General features: G+C 68.9%; 12 protein-coding genes and 2 pseudogenes. 6 read left to right on the top strand and 8 right to left on the bottom strand.

The annotated features are described in order from the left end of the window. The first annotated feature begins 132 nt into the window (after positions 1-132). From OG302_RS00175 to OG302_RS00160, 4 genes are all read left to right on the top strand, one after another. The gene (locus OG302_RS00175; RefSeq protein WP_371524580.1) at positions 133-1353 is read left to right on the top strand and encodes a cytochrome P450; all 1221 of its coding nucleotides are present in this window, start codon (positions 133-135) and stop codon (positions 1351-1353) included. Positions 1354-1393: 40 nt separating this feature from the next. Continuing rightward, complete coding sequence (locus tag OG302_RS00170) at positions 1394-9460, top strand: amino acid adenylation domain-containing protein (RefSeq protein ID WP_371524578.1); 8067 nt, start codon at positions 1394-1396, stop codon at positions 9458-9460. Between the two features lie 114 nt (positions 9461-9574). Continuing rightward, positions 9575-10120, top strand: coding sequence for a DUF1707 domain-containing protein (locus tag OG302_RS00165; protein WP_371524576.1), 546 nt, complete (start codon positions 9575-9577; stop codon positions 10118-10120). A gap of 43 nt (positions 10121-10163) precedes the next feature. Continuing rightward, the gene (locus tag OG302_RS00160; protein ID WP_371524574.1) at positions 10164-10937 is read left to right on the top strand and encodes an NAD-dependent epimerase/dehydratase family protein; all 774 of its coding nucleotides are present in this window, start codon (positions 10164-10166) and stop codon (positions 10935-10937) included. An 81-nt stretch (positions 10938-11018) separates the two neighbouring features. Here the strand turns inward: OG302_RS00160 and OG302_RS00155 are convergent, their stop codons facing one another. The 4 genes and pseudogenes from OG302_RS00155 to OG302_RS00140 all read right to left on the bottom strand — a co-directional run. Continuing rightward, entirely contained in the window at positions 11019-11870 is an 852-nt protein-coding gene (locus tag OG302_RS00155; RefSeq protein ID WP_371524572.1) for an ABC transporter permease, read from the bottom strand. Beyond that, positions 11867-12853 carry an ATP-binding cassette domain-containing protein gene (locus OG302_RS00150; RefSeq protein WP_371524570.1) on the bottom strand — a complete coding sequence of 329 codons (987 nt, stop codon included), beginning with the start codon at positions 12851-12853 and terminating at the stop codon, positions 11867-11869. The genes OG302_RS00155 and OG302_RS00150 overlap by 4 nt, the downstream gene beginning before the upstream one ends. Before the next feature lie 349 nt (positions 12854-13202). Further along, positions 13203-14003 carry a thioesterase II family protein gene (locus tag OG302_RS00145; RefSeq protein WP_371524568.1) on the bottom strand — a complete coding sequence of 267 codons (801 nt, stop codon included), beginning with the start codon at positions 14001-14003 and terminating at the stop codon, positions 13203-13205. Between the two features lie 292 nt (positions 14004-14295). Then, a pseudogene (locus OG302_RS00140) lies at positions 14296-14779 on the bottom strand (IS5/IS1182 family transposase); the annotation flags it as partial. Between the two features lie 1537 nt (positions 14780-16316). On the opposite strand from OG302_RS00140, the gene OG302_RS00135 reads away from it, so the two are divergent. Then, complete coding sequence (locus tag OG302_RS00135) at positions 16317-16970, top strand: LmbU family transcriptional regulator (protein ID WP_371524566.1); 654 nt, start codon at positions 16317-16319, stop codon at positions 16968-16970. A gap of 64 nt (positions 16971-17034) precedes the next feature. Here the strand turns inward: OG302_RS00135 and OG302_RS00130 are convergent. From OG302_RS00130 to rfbA, 3 genes and pseudogenes are all read right to left on the bottom strand, one after another. Further along, a pseudogene (locus OG302_RS00130) lies at positions 17035-17697 on the bottom strand (ISKra4 family transposase); the annotation flags it as partial. Between the two features lie 505 nt (positions 17698-18202). Continuing rightward, positions 18203-19234 (bottom strand): dTDP-glucose 4,6-dehydratase, encoded by a 1032-nt coding sequence (gene rfbB, locus OG302_RS00125; RefSeq protein WP_371524564.1) that lies wholly within the window; start codon positions 19232-19234, stop codon positions 18203-18205. After that, complete coding sequence (gene rfbA, locus OG302_RS00120) at positions 19231-20139, bottom strand: glucose-1-phosphate thymidylyltransferase RfbA (protein ID WP_371524562.1); 909 nt, start codon at positions 20137-20139, stop codon at positions 19231-19233. The genes rfbB and rfbA overlap by 4 nt, the downstream gene beginning before the upstream one ends. Before the next feature lie 205 nt (positions 20140-20344). Between rfbA and OG302_RS00115 the strand changes: the two genes are divergently transcribed. After that, the gene (locus tag OG302_RS00115; RefSeq protein ID WP_371524560.1) at positions 20345-21703 is read left to right on the top strand and encodes an activator-dependent family glycosyltransferase; all 1359 of its coding nucleotides are present in this window, start codon (positions 20345-20347) and stop codon (positions 21701-21703) included. 259 nt (positions 21704-21962) lie between these two features. Here the strand turns inward: OG302_RS00115 and OG302_RS00110 are convergent, their stop codons facing one another. After that, complete coding sequence (locus tag OG302_RS00110) at positions 21963-22709, bottom strand: BTAD domain-containing putative transcriptional regulator (RefSeq protein WP_371524558.1); 747 nt, start codon at positions 22707-22709, stop codon at positions 21963-21965. Positions 22710-23358 lie beyond the last annotated feature (649 nt).

Below are 23358 nucleotides of genomic sequence, written 5' to 3'. Positions count from 1 at the left end.
GAGATTCGGGCGAATCCGGGCCGCTGAGTTCGGGGTCGACTGCGTTACAGTCCGCGTAGATGTCGCGCATCGTTGGCGAACCCCAGAATCCGTTGTGAGTTCCCAGTGCCAGGAAAAGGCGGGAGAACAATCGTGACCACCCTGACTGTTGAGTGCGCCGACCTTACCGACCCGCAAACCTTCCTCGCGGCCGATGCCGAACTCGTGGAGATGTGGCGCCGGTTCCGGTCGGCGAGTCCGGTCCACTGGCACGAGGTGGAGGACCGTGCCGTGCCCGGCTTCTGGGTGCTCTCGCGCTACCGCGATGTGATGGAGGTCTACCGGGACAACAAGCGCTTCACCTCCGAGTACGGCAATGTGCTGGCGACTCTGCTGGAGGGCGGGGACTCGGCCGCGGGCAAGATGCTCGCCGTCACGGACGGCCAACGCCACCGTGAACTGCGCAACTTGATGCTGAAGGCGTTCGCACCCCGGGTGCTCGAACCGGTCGTCGCCGGAGTGCGGGAGCGCACGGACCAGTTGGTGCGGAGCGCTGTCGAGGCCGGGGACTGCGACTTCGCCAAGGACGTCGCGGAGCACATACCGATGGCCACCATCGCCGACCTGCTGGGGGTTCCTGCCGGTGACCGCGACGATCTGCTGGTCCTGACGAAGGAGGCGCTCAGCACCGAGGACGAGGGCAGCTCCGCGGACGAGGCGATCGTCGCGCGCAACGAACTGCTCTTCTACTTCGCGGAGTTGGCCGCGGTGCGGCGCAAGGACCCGCGTGACGATGTGCTGAGCATCCTCACGACCAGCACCATCAACGGCGAGCCGCTCACCGAGCAGGAGATCATTTTCAACTGCTACAGCATCATCATCGGCGGCGACGAGACCAGCAGGCTCTCGATGATCAGTGGCGTGCGCGCGCTGATGGAGCACCCGGAGCAGTGGCGGCGGCTCAAGTCCGGGGAAGTCACCGTGGACAGCGCCGTGGAAGAGGTACTGCGCTGGGTCAGCCCCGCCATGCACTTCGGCCGGCGGGTCCGCGAGGACGTCGAGATCGGGGGCCGGCTCCTTCGCGCCGGCGACGTCGTCACGCTCTGGAACAGTTCAGCCAACTACGACGAGGACCTTTTCGCCGACCCCGGTTCCTTCGACCTGGGCCGGACTCCCGGCAAGCATGTGGCGTTCGGCTACGGACCGCACTTCTGCCCCGGCGCCTACCTGGGCCGGGCCGAGATCGCCGCCATGCTCTCCGCCCTGCGCACTCACGTCGCAGAAGCCGTGCCGAACGGCCCGGCCAGGCCCATCCACTCCAACTTCCTGCACGGATACAGCAGTCTGCCGGTCTCTTTGAGTTCAGCCAGGTAGCCCTCGATCCCCTTTATCGTCCCGAGACTCTGGAGAATTCGTGAGCGACCCACGAGGATCGTCCGCTGACGTGCCGTTCGCCGGGACGGGTGTTCCTCCGGCCACCTTCACCGAGCTGTTCGAGGCACGGGTACGGGAGGTGCCGCAGAATCCGGCCGTCGAGTGTGCCGGCACGGTCTGGACGTACCGGGAGCTGAACGCGTCGGCGAACAGGTTCGCGCACTGGCTGATCGGCCGCGGTATCGGCCCGGAGCAGACCGTGGCCCTGGCGATGCCGCGCTCGGTCGAGCAGATCGCAGCGCTGCTCGGCATCATGAAGGCCGGCGCAGCCTATCTGCCCTGGGACCTGGGCCATCCGGAGAAGCGCATCGCGTACATGGCAGCCGATGCCGCCCCGACTGCCGTGCTCACCACACGAGCCGCCGCCGTGCGGCTGCCCGCGGGGCTCGAGGCGGACGTGCTGGTCGTGGATGCACCGGACACTGCGGCGGCTCGGCGTGGTGCGCCGGAGTCGGACCCGGTCGACTCGGGCCGGGTCGGGCCGCTGAGCGTGGCCAACGCCGCGTATGTCATCTACACCTCGGGCTCCACGGGCCGGCCCAAGGGGGTGACGGTGACGCACTCCGGGCTCGCCGCACTCCGGGCCGAGGCCATGCGGGTAGGTGAACTCGGTGACTGTGCGGGCGCCCGAGTGCTGCAGTACGCGGCGCTCAGCTTCGACATGTCGGTGTGGGACCTGGTGACGGCCTTGACCACGGGGGCCCTGCTCGTCCTCCCGGCGCAGGAACAACTGGTGGGTGAGGAGCTGGCCGCGCTCCTGGCGGAGCGCGAGGTGACGCACGCGACGCTGCCGCCGAGCGTACTGGCCACGCTGCCCGCAGGCACCGCGGCATCCCTGGACCAGCTGCGGGTCATGGTGGTCGGAGGGGAGGCGAGCACCCCCGCCCTCGTGGCCGAATGGGGCGCCGCGCGACGGCTGTTCAACGCCTACGGTCCGACCGAGGCCACCGTGTGGGCCACGTTCGGCGGACCGCTCCGCGACGGTGCGGTGCCGATCGGCACCGCGATGACGGACGCCCGTGCGTATCTGCTCGGCGAGGACCTCACGCCAGTCGCCGAGGGGCAGGCCGGCGACCTGTACCTGGCGGGCCCGGGGCTGGCCCGCGGATATCTGGGGCGCCCGGCCCAGACCGCGACGCGGTTTTTGGCCGATCCGTTGGGCCCCGCGGGCGGACGGATGTACCGCACCGGCGACGTGGCCCGAATAGGCGCCGACGGGCAGTTGGAGTATCTGGGCCGCAGCGACGACCAGGTGAAGCTGCGGGGACAGCGGATCGAACTCGGCGAGGTGGAGACGGCTCTCGCGACGCATCCGAGGGTCCGTCAGGCCGCCGTCGTGGTCCAAGACACCGGCACCGGCGGAAAACAGCTGGTCGGCTTCGTGGTGCCGGCGTCCGATACAGGGACCCAGCGAGCCGAGCCCGTGGGCGGGGCAGGGCAGCTCACCCTGGGGCCGGGACTCGGCGCGGCCGAGCTCCGTGCGTTCTTGGCCCGGCGTCTGCCGGAGGGCATGGTACCCGGAAAGATCATGGTCATCGACGAGATGCCGCTGACGCCGAACGGCAAGGCGGACAAGGCGGCGCTGCCTCGGCCGCAGTCCCGCGGGGCTGACTACCGTGCGCCCCGCTCCCCGGTCGAGGAGGCACTCGCCGACGCCTTCGCCGAGGTGCTCTGCCTCGCCCGGGTCGGCATCGACGACGACTTCCTGTCGCTGGGTGGAGACAGCATCCAGGCCATGCGGGTCGCTTCACAGATACGGGCACGAGGAGTGGAGGTCTCCTTCCGGCAGATCTTCGAGTCCCGCACGGTGGCCGCCCTCGCCGACGCGATCGGCGTGGCGGAACCGGACCCTGCCACGGAACTCGCCGACGGGGGAGCGGGGCGGCTGCTGCACCTCCCTGCGACTCACCTCCTGCACGAGCTGGGGCCCGGCGCGGCGCGATACTGCCAGGCGATACTCCTGAACCTTTCCCAAGGCCTGGACCGGACCACCCTGGCCGCCACCCTGGCCGCGCTGATCGACCATCACGACATGCTCCGCGCCCGCGTGACGGAATCCGACGGAGGCGGGCTCGTCGTGGCCCCGCCGGGCTCGGTGACCGCGGACCCCCTGATCCACCGGGTCGCCGCCGACGCCCCCTGGGAGGCCGCGGCGGGCACCGAGCGGGCCGAGGAGTGGAACCGCCTGCTGCGCACCGAACTCGAGGCTGCCGCCGCCCGGTTGGACCCGGCGGCCGGCCCGGTGGCGCAGTTCACCTGGTTCGACGCGGGCAGCCGCGGGGCGGGGCGGCTGCTGATGGTCCTGCACCATCTCCTGGTGGACGCCCACTCCTGGCGCATCCTCCTCGCCGACCTCCGCACGGCCGGGGAACAGCTCCGGACCGGCCTGGACGTCGAACTGCCCCCGGTCACCGCACCGCTGCAGTCCGTCGCCCGCGCCCTGACCGAGGAGGCGCACCGGCCCGCGCGCGTGGCCGAGCTGGACGCCTGGCTCGCCGGCGTCGACGGGCCCGACCCGGCTGTCGGTGCGCGCCGCCGGAACCCGGCCGACGGCGCGGACCCCGCACCGGTCGGCGCCCGGATCCTGCTCCCGGCCTCCGTCACCGACACCCTCCTGGCCGCTCTCCCGGCCGCCTTCCGCTGCGGGGTCGAGGACGCTCTGCTCACGGCGCTCGCGCTGGCCCTGGCGAATCGGCGAGCGGCATCCGGGGCCGACGCGTCGTCCGTGCTGATCCGCCTGGACGAGTACGGCCGGGCGGCGGCCGAGGTGGCCGGCGTCGAACTGTCCCGGACCGTCGGCCGGTTGACCGGCAGCACCCCGGTACGCCTGGATGTGACCGGAGTCGACCTGGAAGAGGCGTTCGCGGGCGGATCCGCCGCCGGCACCGCTGTCAAGGCGGTGAAGGAGCAGCTGCGCGCCCTGCCCGACCAGGGGATCGGCTACCGCCTCCTGCGCCACCTCAACCCCAGGACTGCTGCCGTCCTGGAGCGCTCGGCAAGCGGCCGGATCTCCTTCGCCCACCTGGGCCGGTTCCCGGCCCCCGCCACGGACCTGCCTGGTGCGGGATTCACTCCGGCCGAGGGCTGGACCGTGCCCGCAGCACCGGACGCCGGCGCGGATGTCGACCTCGCCGTCCGGACCGCCCTGGTCGACACCGGCGAAGGCCCGTGCCTCGAAGCCGTGTTCACCGGCTCCGGGGCCGTCCTCACCGCCGCCGAGGTGCAGGAGCTGGCGGATCTGTGGGGCCTGGCGCTCGACGCGATCTCCCGGCATGCCGTCCGGACCGGCGCGGGCGGCCTGACACCGTCGGACGTGCTCCTGCCCGGTGTCACCCAGCAGGAACTCGACGACTGGCAGCAGCACTATCCGGGCCTGTCCGATGTCTGGCCTCTCGCACCGCTTCCGCAGGGGCTGCTGGTGCACTCGCTGATGGAGCACGAGACATCCGCCGAGGTCGACACCTACCAGGTCCAGTACACCTTGCGCCTGTCCGGGCCGGTCGACCCCGCGCACCTGCGCGCTGCCGCACAGGCCCTGGTCGACCGGCACCCCGGCCTGCGGGCCGGCTACGCGCCGGGACCCGACGGCACCCTCGTCCAGTTCGTCGTGGACGGCGTCGAGTTGCCCTGGCAGTACCTCGACCTGAGCAGCCTTGGCGAAGCCATGCGCGACAGCGCCTACCGGCAGTTCCTGTCGAGTGACCTGACGGTCCACTTCGACCTCGCGGTGCCACCGGTGCTGCGCATGTCGCTGCTGACGCTGGCCGAGGACCGTCATGTGCTGATCCTGTCGGCCCACCATGCCACCCTCGACGGCTGGTGCCTGCCCCTGCTGGCCCAGGACCTGATGCGGCTCTACGCCGATCAGGGAGCCGCCGCGCTGCCACCGGCCCCCAGCTACCGCGACTACCTTGCCTGGCTGGACCGGCAGGACACACAGGCGGCGGCCCGCGCCTGGGCGCAGGAGCTGGCAGGCCTGACGGAGCCGTCGCTGCTCACCGCCGGCACCGCCCCCGCCGGTTCGGCGGGCGGCACCGACCGCGTCGACGTCCCCCTGCCGGCCGCCGCGGCCCTGGCACTGCCGGACCGGGCCGCCGACATCGGGGTCACCCTCAACACCCTGGTGCAGGGGGCCTGGGCCGTCGTCCTCAGCCATCTGACCAACCGCCAGGACGTGGTGTTCGGCGCCGCGGTGGCCGGACGGCCCGCCGAGCTGCCCGACGCGGACCGCATGGTGGGAACCTTCATCAACACCGTGCCGGTACGGGTGCGCTGCGACCCGCAGGAGACCGCCGCACAGCTGCTGGAGCAGCTGCAGCAACGGCAGGGAACCCTGCTGGGCCGCCCTCCCTGCGGACTCGGCGAGATCCAGAGCGCCGCCGGGCTGCCGACGCTGTTCGACACCGTCATCGGCTTCGAGTCCTTTCCCCTGGACAGGGAGGCCGCGGCCGAGGCGGCCGAGGCGGCGGGCTTCGCCGTCACCGGCATCGGCCTGCACTCCCTCAGCCACTTCCCCATGACCGTGTTCGCTCATCCCGACGGCGACCGGCTGCGGCTGACCATGCAGTACCAGCGGCAACTGCTCGACCAGGAATACGCGCAGCGGGTCGCCGCACTGTACGGGCGGGTTCTCGAACGGCTCGCCGCAGACGTACGGGCGCTGCTGGGCGACCTGGTCGTCGAGGAGCCCGCAGGAGAACTGAAGGCCGACGGGGATGCCGGGCTCTCCGTTCGGAGCCGGGTGCTCGACCCCCTCCTCGGCGAACGGGTCCGCAGCTGCGCGAAGAAACTCGGGACCGACCCGGCGGCGCTCTTCCACGCGGGCTGGGCCCTGGCGGTGTCGATGTTCAGCGGGCGCGCGGACGTGTGCTTCCGCAGCACCGCGGCCGGCGAGACCCGGCCGGTTCAAGTCGAGTTGACCGGGATGAGCGTGCGGGACCTGGTGCATCGCATGGACCGGGAACTGCCCGGCTTCGGCCACCGCGCCCACCCTCGGCGGTTCGACATGATCCTCGACTTCCGGGGCCCGCACGCGAACGGGAGTGCCGCGGACGACGGGCGCGCTGAGCCCGTGGAGGTGGCGATCAGCGGCCGCCACGGACGCTTCACCGTCCAGGGGCGGGCCGGCCTGCCCTACGACCCGCAGTCCGTCATCGACTACCTCGAGACGGCGCTGGCGCGACTCGCCGACGCCCTCCACGGCGACCGGGCCGCCCAGCACCCCGCTCTCGAACTGCCTGTCCTGGGCGACGAGGTACGCCGCCAGGTCCTGGCGGAGCGGAGCGAGGCGCCGGCCGCACAAGCGCCGGGCCGGTGCGTCCACGAATGGTTCGAGGAAGTGGCAGCCGCGACCCCGGACGCGGTCGCGGTCACCGCCGAGGGCCGCAGCCTCTCGTACCGGAACCTGAACGCACGCGCCAACCGCCTGGCCCGCCATCTGCGGGGCCTGGGTGTCGGGCCGGAGGTTCTGGTCGCGCTGCGCCTGGACCGGACCGAGCATCTGGTTGTCGCCGTGCTCGCCGTGCTCAAGGCCGGTGGCGCGTATGTGCCGATCGACCCTGCTTCCCCTGCCGACCGGACGGCCCTGGTGCTGCGCGACAGCGCGCCGCGTCTGCTGCTGACCGACGCCCCCTCGGACCCGGACCAGGCCCCCGGCGTCCCGCCGATCCCGGTCGTCGACGTGCGCGCGGACACCGACCGGTGGAGCGGGCTCTCGGCCGAGGACCTGCCGGACACCGGTGTCCGGCCCGCCCATGCGGCCTACGTCATCTACACGTCGGGTTCGACGGGCACCCCGAAGGGCGTCAAGGTCGAACACCGCAACGTGGTACGGCTGTTCACCACCACACGGGAGCACTTCGGTTTCGACGAGCAGGACGTGTGGGCGCTGCTCCACTCGTTCGCCTTCGACTTCTCGGTGTGGGAGATGTGGGGTGCGCTGCTGCACGGCGGCACCCTGGTCGTGGTGCCACGGGAGGTCGCCCGCAACCCGAAGGACCTGTACCGGCTGCTGTGCACCTCGCGGGTGACGGTGCTGAACCAGACACCGACGGCCTTCCACCAGCTGATCGCGGCCCAGGGCGAGGACGGCGCGGAACATGCCCTGCGGGTGGTGGTGTTCGGCGGCGAGGCACTGAACCCGGCGCTGCTCACACCATGGATGCGGCGCGAGGCCAACCGGGACACCCGGCTGGTGAACATGTACGGCATCACCGAGACCACAGTGCACACCACCCACCACCTCCTGACCGGGGCTGACGCGGATCGGGTCGTCAGCCCGGTCGGCCGGCGCCTGCCGGACCTGCACACCTATGTACTCGACCGGTACCTGCGGCCCACACCGGTCGGCGTCGTCGGCGAGCTGTACGTCGGCGGCGCGGGCGTGGCGCGCGGCTACCTGAACCGGCCGGCACTGTCCGCCCAGCGCTTCCTCGCGGACCCGTTCGCCGGGAAGCCGGGCGCACGGATGTACCGGTCCGGGGACCTGGTCCGGTGGCTGCCCGACAAAACCCTCGAATACCTGGGACGCAACGACGACCAGGTGAAGGTCCGCGGGTTCCGCATCGAGCTCGGGGAGATCGAGGCCCGGCTCACCGAACACCCGGCGGTCCAGGACGCGCGGGTCGTGGTGCGCGACCACGGCGACGGGGACAAGCGCGTGGTGGCCTACGTCGTCCCCGCGGCGGACCGCGCACCGGCGGTGCGCGAACTGCTCCGCCTGGAACGCGCCGAGGGCGACACCCACCCGCCGGTCCGCGAACTGCCCAACGGCATGACGGTGTTCCACCACAACAAGAGCGAGACGGACTTCGTCTACGAGGAGATATTCACGCGCGAGGAGTACCTGCGCGGCGGCATCACCATCGACAACGGCGACACGATCGTCGATGTGGGCGCCAACATCGGCCTGTTCACCCTGTTCGCGTCGAACCGCAACCCGGACGGCCGTCTCTACGCCTTCGAACCGCTCCCACCGCTGCACGATTCGCTGCGCCGCAACGTCGAGCTCCACGGCCTCAACGCCAAGCTGTTCGACTGCGGTCTGGGGGCGCAGGCACAGGAGGAGACCTTCACCTTCTATCCGCACAACACCGTCAACTCCACCCGCGCCGCGACCGCGCCCGAGGCGCGCGACCTGGTGCGCGCCTTCCTGCGCAACAAGGCGAAGCCGGCCGACGGCGCGCGGCCCGGCGCCGCTGCAAAGGACCTGATTGACGAGGTCGTCGAGTCCCGCCTGGAGAGCCGGACGTTCACCTGCCGTGTGCGCACCTTCTCGGAGATCATCGAGCAGGAAGCCATCGACCGGATCGACCTGATGAAGATCGACGTGGAGGGCGCCGAGCACGAGGTCCTCAAGGGCATCCGCCCGGAGCACTGGCCGAGGATCCGGCAGTTCGCCATCGAACTCCACGACGTCGACGGCAGGTTGGCAGAGGTCGAGACGCTCCTGAAGGACCACGGCTTCGAGGTCGTGTGCGAACAGGACAGCAGCCTGCTGCACAACACGGTCCTCTGCAACGTCTACGCCCGGCGCGACGACGGCCGCAGCGCGGACCCGGGTCCCAGGGCCCCGGTGGCGCCGGCCCAGCGGCGGTGGTCCGGCCGGGCCGACCTGCTCGACGACGTGCGGAACAGTCTGCAGGAGGTTCTGCCGACGTACATGCTGCCGTCCGCCTACACCCTGCTCGAGGCACTGCCGCTCAATCAGAACGGCAAGCTGGACCAGGACGCGCTGCCCGAACCCGGGCGCCCGCGCAGGGACTTCACGCCGCCGCGTAGCCGGGCGGAGCAGGAGCTGTGTGTCTTGATGGCGGATGTCCTGCACATCGACCAGGTAGGTGTCGGCGACAACTTCTTCGATCTGGGCGGCGACTCACTGCTGGCCTCTGGCCTCACCGGCCGGATCGGCAGGAAACTGGGGGTCAGAGTGCTCATCAACGAGGTGTACGGGGCCCCCGACGTCGCGGCGCTGGCGCGCATCGTCGACAATGCTCCCAAGGTCCGCTCGCCGCGGTTGCGCAGGAGGGGCACGGGGGACGGGTCCTGATCCGCCCGATTGTGCCCGCCGGGCCCGAGACGGCCCAGGGCATTCCCCCGCAGTGAGCACCTGCCGTTCGGCAAGATGCGGGTGATCCACTGACATGACATGAGAGTTGAGGACATGGCTTCCCACTCGAAGGACCCGAATACGCTCATTGGCGACGATGACCGGGACCGGGCCGCACAGCTGCTGAAGGACGCGTACGCAAAAGGACAGCTCACGCACCAGCAGTTGGACCAGTGCCTCGAACAGGTGCTGAGCGCCAGGACGCGGGGCCAGATCGATGTGGCTGTGGCTGGGCTCCCGGCACAGAACCCGGACGACCGGTCCACGATCACCACGGTGAGCGGGCTGATCCTCCGGCGCGGCCGGTGGCGGGTGCCCGCGGACCTCACGGTCGCATCGGCACTTGCGACGGTCTACCTGGACCTGTCCCGGGCGATCATCGAGCATCCGGTCGTCGACCTCGAGGTCCTGGTCGGCGTGGGACGCGTCCGGATCATTGTGCCGCGCGACGCGATCGTCGACCTCAAGGACATGGAGACCGGGTTGAAGGGCCTGTCCTACAAGCCCGGAAGGTCCTCCGGTTCCGATGGGCCGCGGATCCGGATCCACGGGACCGTCGGCATGCGGAAACTGACGGTCCGGCATGCGCGTCTGCGCTGACTGATCTGCTTCCTGGGTTCCCGAGCCGCAGAGTTGGAGCAACGTGCAGATCATCGGCCACGGCTTTCTCGCCCGGCATCTCTCGGAAGCCTTCAGGGATCGGTTTCCCGGGGTCACCGCGATCGCAGCCGGCGTCTCCAGTCATTCGGGCGTCGCACCCGCGGAGTTCGGCCGGGAAGCCGAGCTGGTGCGTGAGGTCCTGCGCGAGTGCAGGGACCGGCACAGGACGGTGCTGTTCTTCTCCTCGGCCTCATTCGCGGTGTACGGGTCCACCGGTGCCCCGTGCTCCGAAGGAGACCACCTGGTGGCTCCGCCATCGGCCTACGGCAGAAGCAAGTTGGCGCTCGAGTCGACGATCCGCGGCTCGGGAGTCCCTTACCTGATCCTGCGGCTGAGCCACACGGTGGGCCGACACCAACGACCTCACCAGCTGCTGCCCGGACTGACGCGGCAGGTACGGGCCGGTGCCGTGCGGGTGCAGCAGGGCGTCCACCGGGACCTGCTGGACGTGAACGACCTCGTCGATGCCATCGGGCGACTGCTCGGCCAAGGTGTGCGGGACGAGGTCCTCAACGTGGCATCCGGGGCGCCGCAGCACGTCGAGGCGATCCTGGACGGCATCGAGATGCGGCTGGGCACGAGCGCGGTTCGGACGTACATTCCTGGCGACGCGGCAGTCACCCGCGTTTCGATCCGCCGGCTCCAGTCCTACGTTCCGGACTTCCGCCCTGGGCTGCGGAGCGCGGCGAGCTACCTGGATGACCTCCTGGACGCCTATCTGCCGTACTGCACCCAGGGGCCGGCCGGAGACGAGTGAACGACGCGGCCCAAGGGGCGGGTCTGCCGACCCGCCCCTTGCTTTGATCTTGCCGGCACCCGCGTCCGGGGCACCGCCCCGTCAGGATGTGGCGGTGCGCCGGTACTTGCGCACGGCCAAGGTACGAAAGACGACGATGATGATGACCGAGTAGATCAGCGACGCCTCAATCGGGTGCTGCATCGGCCATGCGTCCCTCGCTCCGGTACCCGGATTGCCGAACAGCGTGCGGGCAGCCTGCACGGTCGCACTGAACGGGTTCCATTCGGCCATGACCCGCAGGGGGGTTGACATGCGAGTGGGGTCTACGAAGGCGTTGGAGATGAACGACACCGGGAAGATCCACAGCATGGGAGCCGACGACGCCGCCTCGGGGGAGCGTGAAGCCAGTCCGGTCAATGCGCCGACCCAGGTGAAGGCGTATCCCAGCAGGAACAGCAGCGCAAAGCCGGCCAGCATCTTGGGAATTCCCTCATGGAAGCGCCAGCCGACTCCCGCTCCGACGCCGCCCAGCACCACCAGGACGAGAGCGATCGTCACAGAGTCGGACAGAGTGCGGCCGGTGAGCACCGCGCCGCGTGCCATCGGCAGCGAACGGAACCGGTCGACAAGTCCCTTGCGCATGTCATCGGCGATGCCCGCGGCGGTCGCGATGACCGAGAAGATGACGGTCTGGGCCATGATGCCGACCACGTTGAACTCGCGGAATGCCGCGCGGTCGGTGGTGCCGCCGATGTTCACCGAGCCCGCGAACACATAGGTGAACATCACGATGAAGATGGTCGGCTGGATCAGCATGAACAAGATCATGCCCGGAGCGCGCTTGACCCTGATCAGCCCGCTCTTGGCGATGATGAACGAGTCGCGCACGGACTGGCCGACGGCGCCCCCGGTGGGCGGCCGGACGGCGGGTGGCGGTGCCAGGGCGGTCACTTGGCGGTCTCCTTCACTCGAAGGTCCTCACTGTCCTTAACGGTCTCGGCAGCGCGACCGGTAAGGGAGAGGAATACGTCGTCCAGGGTCGGACGGCGCAGGGCGATGTCATCAAAGGGAATGCCCAGCTCGTCCAGTCGGCGAATGATGCCGCCGAGCGAGCGGGAACCGTCCGAAACCGGCACGATCAGTTTGCGGGTGTGCTCCTCGACGGATACCTCGCCCCGCCCCTCCGAGGCCATCACCAGACCGGCGCCGGTGAGGTCCTCGCCCTCGGGAAGGATCATCTCGACCCGCTCGTTCCCGACGCGTGCCTTGAGTTCGTCACTCGTGCCGTGGGCGAGCACCCGGCCGTGGTCGATGACGCAGATCGAATCGGCGAGTTGGTCGGCCTCTTCCAGGTACTGCGTGGTCAGCAGGAGCGTGGTGCCTTCGGCGACCATCGCGCGGATGACGTCCCACAGCACCCGCCGACTGGTGGGGTCCAGGCCCGAAGTCGGCTCGTCGAGGACCATCACCGCCGGCTTCATGAGCATGGCCGCCGCGAGGTCGAGACGGCGCCGCATGCCGCCGGAGTAGGTCTTGGCAGTTCGGTCGGCGGCGTCGGTGAGGTCGAACAGCGTCAACAGCTCATCGGCGCGGGCTGCCGCGTCGCGTTTCCTCAACTGATAGAGGCGGCCGATGAGTTGCAGATTCTCCCGCCCCGTGAGGAACTCGTCGACCGCGGCGAATTGCCCCGCCATGCCGAGCGAACGGCGCACCGTGTCCGGGTCCTTGACGACGTCCGCTCCGAGTACGGTCGCATGCCCGGCGTCAGGCATGAGCAGGGTGGTCACTATCCGTACGATGGTGCTTTTGCCGGCGCCGTTGGGGCCGAGCAGGCCGAGCACGGTTCCTTTGGCGACGTCCAGGTCGACACCGTCCACCGCCCGTACGTCGCCGAAGTGTTTCACCAGGCCCTCAGCATGGATGGCCTCTGGCATAGAGCACTCCTGTGGTCAAAGGGTTGGGGACGTGTGTGGGCACTCGGCGACACAGGCTGGACAGGTACCTGCGGCCGAACCCTGTCCTCGGACTGTGGCACGCGATATAACGCGTGTCAACCATTGAGATATATCTTGATTGGCCGAATCTCTCCGGGCATCCGGCGGCGGCCGGGCGTACATGCCGGAGGGGGCTGCAGGTGGCGGTGCCGTCAGCTGGTAATCGGACACCTCCGGGGTGGCGGGCGGGTGTGGCGGTGCCGCGGATATGGAGTGCCGGTGGACTGACGGTGCGTCAGATCGCTTGCCTGGTGGCGACGAAGGCGAAATCGGGCCATGCCGCGCCCTCTCAGGCGAGCAGGTCTCGCGCCGGGCGCCGCGAGACGAAGGCGGACACGTCCCGCAGAATGCTCCGGGCCACGTCCTGCACCTGGTCCTCGATGTAGAAGTGGCCGCCGTCGAAGACCTGGACGGTGAATTCCGCCGTCGTGTGCTCGGCCCAGCGGAGGAAGCCGTCGTGCGGCACATGCGGATCGTGGTCCCCCACGTAGCCGCTGATGGGGCACCGGACCGAGCTGCCCTCCGGGTGGCGATACGTCTCCAGCGCCGTGAAGTCGCCACGCAGGGCGGGGACGATGGTGGCCAGGAGCTCCTTGTCCGCCAGCACGGCCGGCGGCGTACCGGCGAGGTCCGACATCCATGCCATGAGTTCCTCGTCGTCCAACCGGTGGACGCCTTGGTCCCGCTCGACCGACGGTGCCATGTTGCCCGAGACGATGATCCCGGCCGGACCGGGGCCCGGTCCCCGCTCCAGTCGTTGTGCGACCTCGTAGGCCACGACGGACCCCATGCTGTGCCCGAACAACGTCAACGGGCGGCCCGTCCAGGGCTCCAGAGCCGCGACGGCTCCGTCCGCCAACTCCCCCAGATCCGTCAGCGCGGGCTCGTCCAGGCGGTCCTGCCTTCCGGGGTACTGCACGATCAGCACCTCGGCTCCCTCGGAAAGGGCAGCCGACAGGGCGAAGTAGGCCGATGCGGAACCCCCGGCGTGCGGGAAGCAGACGAGGGTGGGGGCATCGCCCCTCGGGGGGTGGTACTGGCGTATCCAACCGCCGCGGGCGGCGGCGCCTCGGCTGCGCGTGTTCGTCACTCCATGCTCCTTCTTCGGCCGATGGATTCGGGGCCATTGCGCAGATCTCAACGTCACGCGATCGAGTCGTTCTTGGTCTTCCGGCGCCACGGGGCCGGATCCAGCGCGTCGATCATGGGAATGAGCTGATCGTCCAGCAGCCTGCGGACGGCGACACGTTCAGCACCCGGCACTCGCAGAGGGCGCTCGCGAGGCTCGTCGGGGCTTTCGTGGTGCTGGTACTTGCTCGCGAAGCAGCTTAGACCGACCGGCAAATGGATCACTTGGGGCGGCGTGTGGTGGGACGCCGATCTCAGCGGTAGTGAATGCTGGCGTGGCGGATCAGTATGCGGAGAGTGACGAGTGCTGCGGCCAGGAGGAGGCAGAACTCGACGACGGTGCTGTTCTTCTCGGTGCAGCGTCGTAGTTTGCCGTAGCTGTCCATCCACGAATGCGTTCGTTCCACGACCCACCGCTTGCCGACCTGGATCGGGGCGGGCACGCCCTTGCGGGCGATCTTGCCGGTGAAGCCCAACTCCCGGAGCGGAGCGCGGGACGTGGTGCTGCCCGGCCCCGTTCGAGGTCGACGTTCACGTCGTCCGGCAGGGGCCCGACCGGTCCGTGGCCGCTTGGAGAGCCGGTCCGAGCAGGGGCGAGTCGTGGCGGGTGGCTCTCGCCACGACCAGGCCGAGCGGGACGCCGCGGGTATCAATGGCCACCGAGCGTTTCATGCCCTGCCTCCCGCAGTCCACCGGAGGGCAGCCGCAACTGTGGCCGCCACAGGGGGCCTTCGTGATGCGCCATCCACGTCGGGGACACGACGGCGGTGACAGCCAACTCGGGTGGCCCGCAGCGAACTCCTCCCGAGCGGGCGGAAGTGCCACGAACTGCGCCCAGAGCAGGGGAGATGGCAGCGCGGGCAAGGCGGCCCTTCGTGATCACCGGGCGTAGAGAACTCCGTGATCACGTGGACTCGTGGTCGTTCCGATGCCCACGCCACGCCCCGGGCCGCGATGGCCGCTCGGTCTCCAGCAGGGTCAGCCCGGAGCGGATCACTGATGTGCCGCATGTGATCGTCAGCCTCAATCGGCATGAGGCGCTGTCCTGTCGACTGGACAGCCCCAGGGAGCCCCCGAGATGCGGCTGCAAAGGCTTCACGTTGCCGATCGGGAATCCCGATTGACAGCGGCTGGCTGAAGTTCCCACGTACGGCCAGTTGCAGAGTCACGCTCTGTTGCCCTGCGGCAGGGTTGGAGGCTTCCCCCTCGGCCGCGGCATCCGAGGGCAGGCATCGCTCACTCTCCGAGCGCGTAAGTGATGCAGATCACGGCGAGGGTCGCGCTATGAGCAAGATCATCCACTTCGTCCACACTTCGCTGGACGGCGACGTGGAAGGCGCCAACGGCGAGTTCGAGTGGCCAGCCATGGGGCCGGAGCTGTCCGCCTGCTGTTCGGCCTGATGGAGCGCGCCGACACCCTCCTGTACGGACGTCCGCCTGGGAGATGACGGCCGGCTTCTGGCCGAACGCCGAGTCCATGTCCGATGGCCCGCACGATCTGTAATTCGCCCCGATCTGGCGCAGTACCCCCACGGTGGTGTTCTCCCGAACTCCGGCCGAGCCCGGCTGCGATGGGCGGCGCATCCTTGGCTGCCAGCCCGCCTCACCATGACGTAGCCGCAAGAACGTCCACGCAACGTCACCGCTGGCGGAGTTGCAGGGACGGGGCCGGCCGATCGAGGAGAAGCCGCGCCGGTTCACATTGCCCGCGCATCCGGACAAGAGACTGGCGCCGGGCTCCGAGAGTGTCGGTCAGCAAGTGCCGCTTGCGGCCGTTGACCTTCATCCTGACTCGGCCGTTGTCGACGAGGCAGCGCACCGCGTCGATTCGACAACAGGCCCCTTGGTTCTCGCTGGACTCGACATCCGCGAGTTATCAGAGGCCCTTCCTTCATGCCTCCACACCGATCAACTCATCCGATCCAGGGACCCGTTCGAAGCAAGCCGAGCACGTGCGGGGGCGGTCAGCGCGTCCACGCCCCGGCCGTGGGTGAGGAACGGCGCGGCCTACGGCGCTTCGCGCGGGGGCCAGGGCAGGGCAAGATACAGGTCATGCAGGAGGGGCTCGTGTTGTTTCCGCCCGGGCCGACCGATCATGCCCGGGCGTCTCACCTGACGATGTCAGGCAAGCCCTTGCCCGGACACAACCCATTGGGCTCTACTTGTCCATCGTCTAAAGGCGTCGCGCCAGGCTGGAACACGTTTGAGTCGCATGTTTCAGCGCGGCACGGGATTCACCTGACTCGCACGCAGAACGTTCGGTAGGGGGAATGGAATGTCTATTTCGCGATCCGATACCAGAACCACGTTACGTCGCCAGAGCGATGCCGAGACGGTCGTCGGGCAGCGGGGGCCCATCGACAGTCCGCATCGCAGCCAGGTACTGACGACGAATGTCGGCCTTCAGATCCCTGCCGGACTGACCTTCGAGAACTGGGAGAACACCGGAAGAAGGCTTTCGGGAATCATAAATTCCTCTTCCTGGTGGCTCGGGGACTGGCTCATATACGGGAAGGACCACTACAGCGATCGTTACGAGCGAGGAATTCGCACTGTCGGTCTCCGCTATCAGACGCTTCGTAACTACGCCTGGGTATCCCGTCGTTTCGCCATAGACCGGCGACGGGCCGCACTCAGCTTTCAGCACCATGCCGAGGTGGCCTCACTGTCGCTGGCGGAACAGGATCACTGGCTCGACCAGAGCGAGGCGGGCGACTGGAGCACCAAGCAATTGCGCAAGGCCGTGCGTCTTGCGCAGGAGAACGAGATCGCCGGCGAGGACCAGGACACCAAACCGACCGAGCGGCTCGCCGTTCCGATCGGCCATATGCGGCGGTGGCACAGCGCCGCATCGCACGCGGGGATCGATCTCGAGGAGTGGGTGCTCGTCACGCTCGACAGCGCGGCCGAAGAGATCCTGGCGGGGTAGACACCGCACCGGAACCGGCGTGGGGCCTGTGGCCGGCGAGGATGGGTGCAGATTCTTTGAAGTGACGGTCGGAACCTGGGCAGAGGCGTTGGTGGCTGCCCAGGTCCCGGCCTCGCGGCTGCCGACCGGGTGGAGCAGGAGGTGCGGGCGGAAGCGGCGGGCGGCTTCGTTCTGGATCAGGTCGACCACTTCTGCCCCGCTTTCGGGCGTCCGCGCGCAGGGCTTCGGGGCGCATCACCACGCCCTTGCCGTCGACCTGGATGATCAGCCGCAACTCGCAAGTGCACGGAGTGGGGATCTTCACCGTGCAGTAGGCGGCGTTGTCGACAGCGCAGGCGAGGACTAGTTCTTTGAGGCGGCGCCTGCCAGGACCTTCCCGTAGCGTCGCTCGACCGCGGCGGCGGCCTGGTCGAAGGAGCTGCGGACCGCTTCGAGGCCGCGAGGCGGGCCAGGCCGCGCGAGTGCCGGCCGACGGGCAGCGACAGCTGGGCATCGGCCAGGGACACGTTGGTGACACCCCGCCGCGATGGCCGATCCGGCTCACCCGCACCGGACCGAACACGCAGGTCAGCAGGCGACGATGCCCCGTCTCCCGCCAGGGGCACGGCTGCTGTCCTGCACCACCTGCCGCAGCACCTCGCACCCCAACTGCTTGATCTGCACGTCGAGTTCGTCATGGCTCAAGGCGGCGGCTAGCCAGTGTCGAGACGAGGCGTTCGAAGCGGCTGTCCTCTCTTCGCCTTGCCTTGGCGGACGTTGAGCATGCCGTACCGGCCGAACTGCGGCGCCAAGCGGGTTCCGCCCCCCCGTCGGTCACGTCCAGCTTCGACGTATCGGTCCGCCGCGGCCCCCACGTAGATGGTCGCATCCCGATACGCGGCCCAGGCCTCCTCGCGGGTGAACGCCTTGCCTCAGGGCTGCCCTCGCAGCCCTGCAGGTGCACCAGGGCGTTCCACTCGTGGGCGATCGCCACCGGATAGGCGCCGAACGCCTCCTCGCATGCTGGCACCCAGCCGTAACGGCCGAGGGCGCTGCAGCAGCGGGCTGCGGCGCTGATAGCGCACGGTCAGCCCCTCCACCTGCTCAACGAACGTCCTCCGACCACGGTCCGGGCCGTCGCAGAACAACCGCCGCGGCCGCAGACAGCGCCATCGGCCGGCGTGCGGCAATAGCGACTGTGCGTCCGCGCGGAACCGCGACCGGAGTCCGGACAAGCCACCACGTGGGGACGTCTACGCGGGCAGACCGCCAAGAGGCCCCGTGACCGCCGCCCGTTCTCCCGGGCCCGCGCTCTGGCGACGCTTGAGCGGTTCCCACCAGTCGCGGTTGTCGCGGTACCAGGCGAAGGTCTCGGCCAGCCCGGATTCGAAGTCGTGGCGCGGACTGTAGCCCAGCTCGGTCCGCATCCTGGTGCAGTCGATCGCGTAGCGCCTGTCGTGGCCCTTGCGGTCCGGAACATGGAGCACCTGTGTCCAGTCCGCGCCGCAGGCCGCGAGCAGCCGGTCGGTCAGTTCACGGTTGCTCAGTTCGATGCCGCCGCTGATGTTGTAGACACGGCCCGCGCCGCCGCCGGCACGGACCAACTCGATGGCCGCGCAGTGGTCCTCGACGTGCAGCCAGTCGCGCCGGTTCAGCCCGTCGCCGTACAGCGGGACGTCACCACCGTCGAGCAGCGTCGTGAGGAACAGCGGGATGATCTTCTCGGGGAACTGCCGCGGCCCGTAGTTGTTGCTGCACCGGGTGACCCGCACGTCCAGGCCGTGGGTGCGGTGGTACGACAGGGCCAGAAGGTCCGAGGCCGCCTTGGAGGCGGCGTAGGGCGAATTGGGGTCGAGGGGGTCCTGCTCGGTGCGGGAACCGCTCTCCACCGAGCCGTAGACCTCGTCCGTGGACACGTGCACGAAGCGGTCGACGTTGTGCCGCAGCGCGGCGTCCAGCAGGGTCTGGGTGCCCGTGACGTTGGTACGGACGAAGGCGTCGGCGGAGGCGATCGAGCGGTCCACGTGGGACTCGGCGGCGAAATGTACCACCTGGTCGGCCTGTTCCATCAGCTTGTCGACGAGGGGGGCATCGCAGATGTCGCCCTGGACGAACGTCAGCCGGGGATCGCTGAGATCGAGGTTGTCGAGGCTGCCGGCGTAGGTCAGGCTGTCCAGCACCGTGACCCGGGACACCCCGGAGTCCTGCGCTGTGTCGGCTGCGAGCAGCATCCGTACATAAGCGGAGCCAATGAATCCGGCGGCGCCGGTGACCAGCAGATTCACAGCGCCTCCAGAGGGAGCGGGGGCAGCATGCCCGCCTTGCAGAGGCGGGCCCGCTCCATGACGTAATCGCCGTAGGGCGAGTTGCCCATGCGCGACCCCAGCGCTTGGCAGTCGTCCGGGTCGATGTACCCCATGTGCATGGCGATCTCCTCGATGCAGCCCAGCCGGATGCCCTGTCGGCGCTGCGTGTCCCTCACGAATGTGCCTGCTTCGAGCAGGGACTCATGGGTGCCCGTGTCCAGCCACGTGACGCCCCTGCCCAGCCACACCAGCTCGGCGGTGCCCATCTTCAGATAGACGCGCAGCAAGTCTGTGATTTCCAGCTCGCCCCGGGGGGACGGCTCCAGGTCTCTGGCGATGTCCGTGACCTGGGCGTCGAAGAAGTAGATCCCCGGGATGGCGAGGTTCGAGCGCGGCTGCCGGGGCTTCTCCTCGATGGAGACGAGTTCGCCCAGCGAGTCGATCTCGGCGACGCCGAACCGCTCCGGGTCGGCCACCTCGTGGCCGAACAGCACGCAGCCACCCATCTTGAGCGCGGTGCGCCGCAGCATGGTGGGCAGGTTGGCACCGTGGAAGAGATTGTCCCCGAGGATCAGCGCGCACTGCTCGCCGCGGATGTGGTCCTCCGCTACAAGGAAGGCGTCGGCGATGCCGCGCGGCTTGTCCTGCGTGGCGTAGTCGATGGACAGCCCCAGCTGCCGACCGTCACCCAGAAGGGCTTGGAACGCGGGGAGGTCGGTCGGACGCGTGATGATGAGGATGTCCTGGATGCCCGCCAGCATGAGCACGGAGAGCGGATAGTAGATCATCGGCTTGTCGTAGACCGGAGCGAGTTGTTTGGAACTCGTGAACGTGAGGGGCTGCAGGCGAGTGCCGTTGCCGCCCGCGAGAATGATGCCTTTCATTCGCTCTGCGCTCCCTCATGGTCGGTGTTCCCGCATCTTGGGGGGCCCGTCCAAAGCCGTTCTAATGCGCTTCTTGGAGGAGCCGGCCCGATGCGGAGAGCGGTGGGCACCGGGAGTCGGGCGGCGGGGCCGGCACAGGGACCTCGAGTGTGCCGCCCGGATCCGGGACATCAAGAGAGGGCCAAGACCGGCTCAAGGTGGCCGGGTGAGGGTCTCCTGTGTCCGGCTGGGTGCGGAGTTCCTGAAGGGGCTGATCGGCTTGAGAATCCTGTTCACCTGTATTCCTTGGCGGTCCCACTTCCAGGCTCTTGTGCCGCTGGCCTGGGCGCTGCAGGCGGCGGGGCACGAGGTCCGGGTCGCGAGCGGCCCGGAGCTGACGGACGCCATCACCGCCTCGGGTCTGCCGGCGGTGCCCGTCGGTTCCGACGAGCCGGTCATCGAGAAGCTCGACGCGCTTCTGGTTCCGGAGGTGATGGCGAAGGTCCAGGAACTCGCGGAGCGGGGCGACCTTTTGACCGACCTGGCGGAGAACCGCGAGGAGGAGCTCACCTGGGAGCGCCTGCGATGGGGATATCAGATGACGCAGCGGACCCAGGCGGCCATGAACGATGCGATGGTCGAGGAGCTGGTGGAGTACTGCCGCTGGTGGCAGCCGGACCTGGTGCTCTGGGACTGGCTGAGCCACGCGGGCGCGATCGCGGCCACGGCGGTCGGAGTGCCGCACGGGCGCACGCTGACCGAACTCGACGTGGTGGGCCGTATGCGCCGGCATTTTCTGCGGGTGCGTCAGGAGCAGGCGCCCGAGGACCGCGAGGACCCGTTGGGGGACTGGCTGGGGGAGTGGGCGCAGAAGTTCGGTGCCGAGTTCTCCGAGGAGATGGTGACCGGGCAGTTCGCGATCGAGCAGATGGTCGGCTCGATGCGGCTGGAGTCGCCGTCGCCGCATCTTCCGCTGCGCTATGTCCCCTACAACGGGCCGTCGGTGGTGCCGCATTGGGCCCGACGCGACCCGGCCAAGCGGCGCGTGCTTGCCACCTACGGACTCAGCCTGGAGCAGGCCGAGAGGCATCAGGCCACTTCCTTGGAGCAGATGCAGGGGATGCTGGATGCGCTGGCTGATCTGGACATCGAGCTGGTGGTGACGCTGCCCGAGCAGTTCCAGCGGGAGCTGGAGCGGGTTCCCGGCAATACCAGGCTGGTGGAGTTCGTTCCGCTGCACGCCGTCGTCCCCTCGTGCTCGGCTGTGATCCACCATGGCGGCGTGCCCGGGTTCCTGGAGGCGATCGCGCACGGGGTGCCGCAGCTGGTGATCGGCCGCGCCGTTCCCGATATCGGGGAGCGTGGCCCGCGGCTGGAGCGGTCCGGGGCCGGCCTGTGGATCCGGGGGGACGCTCCGGAGGACCTGGACGGGGGGCGGGTGCGGGAGCAGCTGGTGCGGCTGCTGGAGGAGCCGTCGTTCGGGGAGGCCGCCGGACGGCTCGGCCAGGAGCTGGCGGCGCAGCCGTCACCCGCCGAGGTCGTCCGGGAACTGGAACGGATCGTGGACCGCTCCGGCTCGCGCTGAGGGGTGCCACGTAAATGATTTCCGCCGGGTCGGTGACGCGGATGCCCACCGGGCATGTCGTTCACCCAGCCTGCGAGAGGCGGATGCCGTCCACGATGACGAAGAGCGGAGCGTGCCGGTGCAGCGTCAAGTTCACGCGCCGGCACGCCGCGACCAGGACGGCTCAGACGCCGTGATCACACCAACCGCACCAAGATCATCTCGGTCACGGCCAGGCAGTACGGGGCGTCCCTCGGCCGGCACGGCCGTCCGGGGCCGGTCAGTGGCCGTTGTCCATCAGAATCGAACGCTGGATGTCCTTCAGCGCCGGGCCGGGTTCGACGCCCAGCTGTTCCCGCAGGGTCCGGCATGCCTGGTGGTAGGCGATCAGGGCGTCGCCCCGGCAGTCGCTTCGATGAAGCGCCAGCATGAGTTGCCGGTGGAACACCTCTCGCAAGGGGTGCTCGGTACTGAGGAGGTAGAGGTCACCGACGAGCTCGCGGTGGTGCCCGAGGGCCATGTGCGCCTCCATCTGGCCCTCCCGGCACTCCAGTTGGATCTCGTCGAACCATGCCTGGAACCCCTGCAGGATCGGGCCGCGTGCCGCAGTGGGCAGCGGCCCCCGGCACAGTGCGAGCGCCTCTTCGAAACTGCTGACCGCATCCTCGTGCTCGCCGTTCCTGAGCCGGACCCGGCCTTGTTTCACCAGGCGGGTGAGGTCGTGGAGGTCGAGTTCGCCCGGACCCAGCGTCAGCATGTATCCGGAGGGACTGGTGACGACGGGGCTTGCCGCCGCCCCGGGATGGCGCAGAAGCTTGCGGACCTGGGAGACGTACACATACAGGCCCCCGATGGCGCTGCGCGGCGGCTCGTCGCCCCAGATTTCGGTGATGAGCTGGTCGACGCTGACAACCTGACCGGACCGGATGGCGAGAGTCGCCAGCAGAATTTCGACCTTCTGCGCCCCTATGGCCTTGATGGTATTTCCGTTAGCGACGCGGACCGGTCCTAAGATCTCAAGCCGCATACTGTGAACTCCTATTTCTTGGAACGGTGAAAGGAGTATAAATACTGGTCGAAGGTGATGCGGTGAAATGTACTGCGGATGCGCCTGAACATACCTCACGTTCCCGGGCGGTGAGTCAACGGGAACTGGTCTTCGGTGTCCTGTTGGCGGGACACCTTCGCCGTCCAGCGGCCAGTCCAATCATGGTTGACACGATATTAGGTCGACGTGGTTACCTAATGTGTGTTCCATTGGCTCGCGAACAGGCGGCCTGCGGAATCGGGGTGAGGGAATGTCAACTACTCAGGAGATCAATTGCGTGTGAGCGGGTGAGTGCCGCGTTTCTTTGTCGAAGAGGTCGCGGAGGGGGTTGGCGTTGTGCCTTTACCGTCCGCGGGTCTCGTCGGCCCGCTTTCCGGTGAACGGCACCAGGCCGGCTTCGTATGCCGCGTGCCTGCTGCTGTCGATGGAGTCCTGAACCAGCCGCCGCTCGACCGCCCGGGCCTGCCCGGCAACCAGGTGCCCAGGGCGTCGCACCGCAGGCGACGCTCGGCGAGGCCCGCCGACAGACCGGCGAGCGAACCACATCCAGGTCACCCAGGGATCTGAGTACCCAAAGAAAATGTTTGCATGCGCAACTTGTGATGGATCGACCCTGCCCGTGGACCAG

Source organism: Streptomyces sp. NBC_01283 (genome assembly GCF_041435335.1).
Classification (GTDB): Bacteria; Actinomycetota; Actinomycetes; order Streptomycetales; family Streptomycetaceae; genus Streptomyces.
Note: the sequence above shows the minus strand (reverse complement) of the source record. Positions and strands in the feature narration are given on the sequence as shown.

Bases quoted from the DNA above. Each gene is read 5' to 3' on its own strand.
- OG302_RS00150 (WP_371524570.1), bottom strand. From the start codon at position 12,853: ATGCCAGAGGCCATCCATGCTGAGGGCCTGGTGAAACACTTCGGCGAC.
- OG302_RS00110 (WP_371524558.1), bottom strand. From the start codon at position 22,709: ATGCGGCTTGAGATCTTAGGACCGGTCCGCGTCGCTAACGGAAATACC.
- OG302_RS00165 (WP_371524576.1), top strand. From the start codon at position 9,575: ATGGCTTCCCACTCGAAGGACCCGAATACGCTCATTGGCGACGATGAC.
- OG302_RS00135 (WP_371524566.1), top strand. From the start codon at position 16,317: ATGTCTATTTCGCGATCCGATACCAGAACCACGTTACGTCGCCAGAGC.
- rfbA (WP_371524562.1), bottom strand. From the start codon at position 20,139: ATGAAAGGCATCATTCTCGCGGGCGGCAACGGCACTCGCCTGCAGCCC.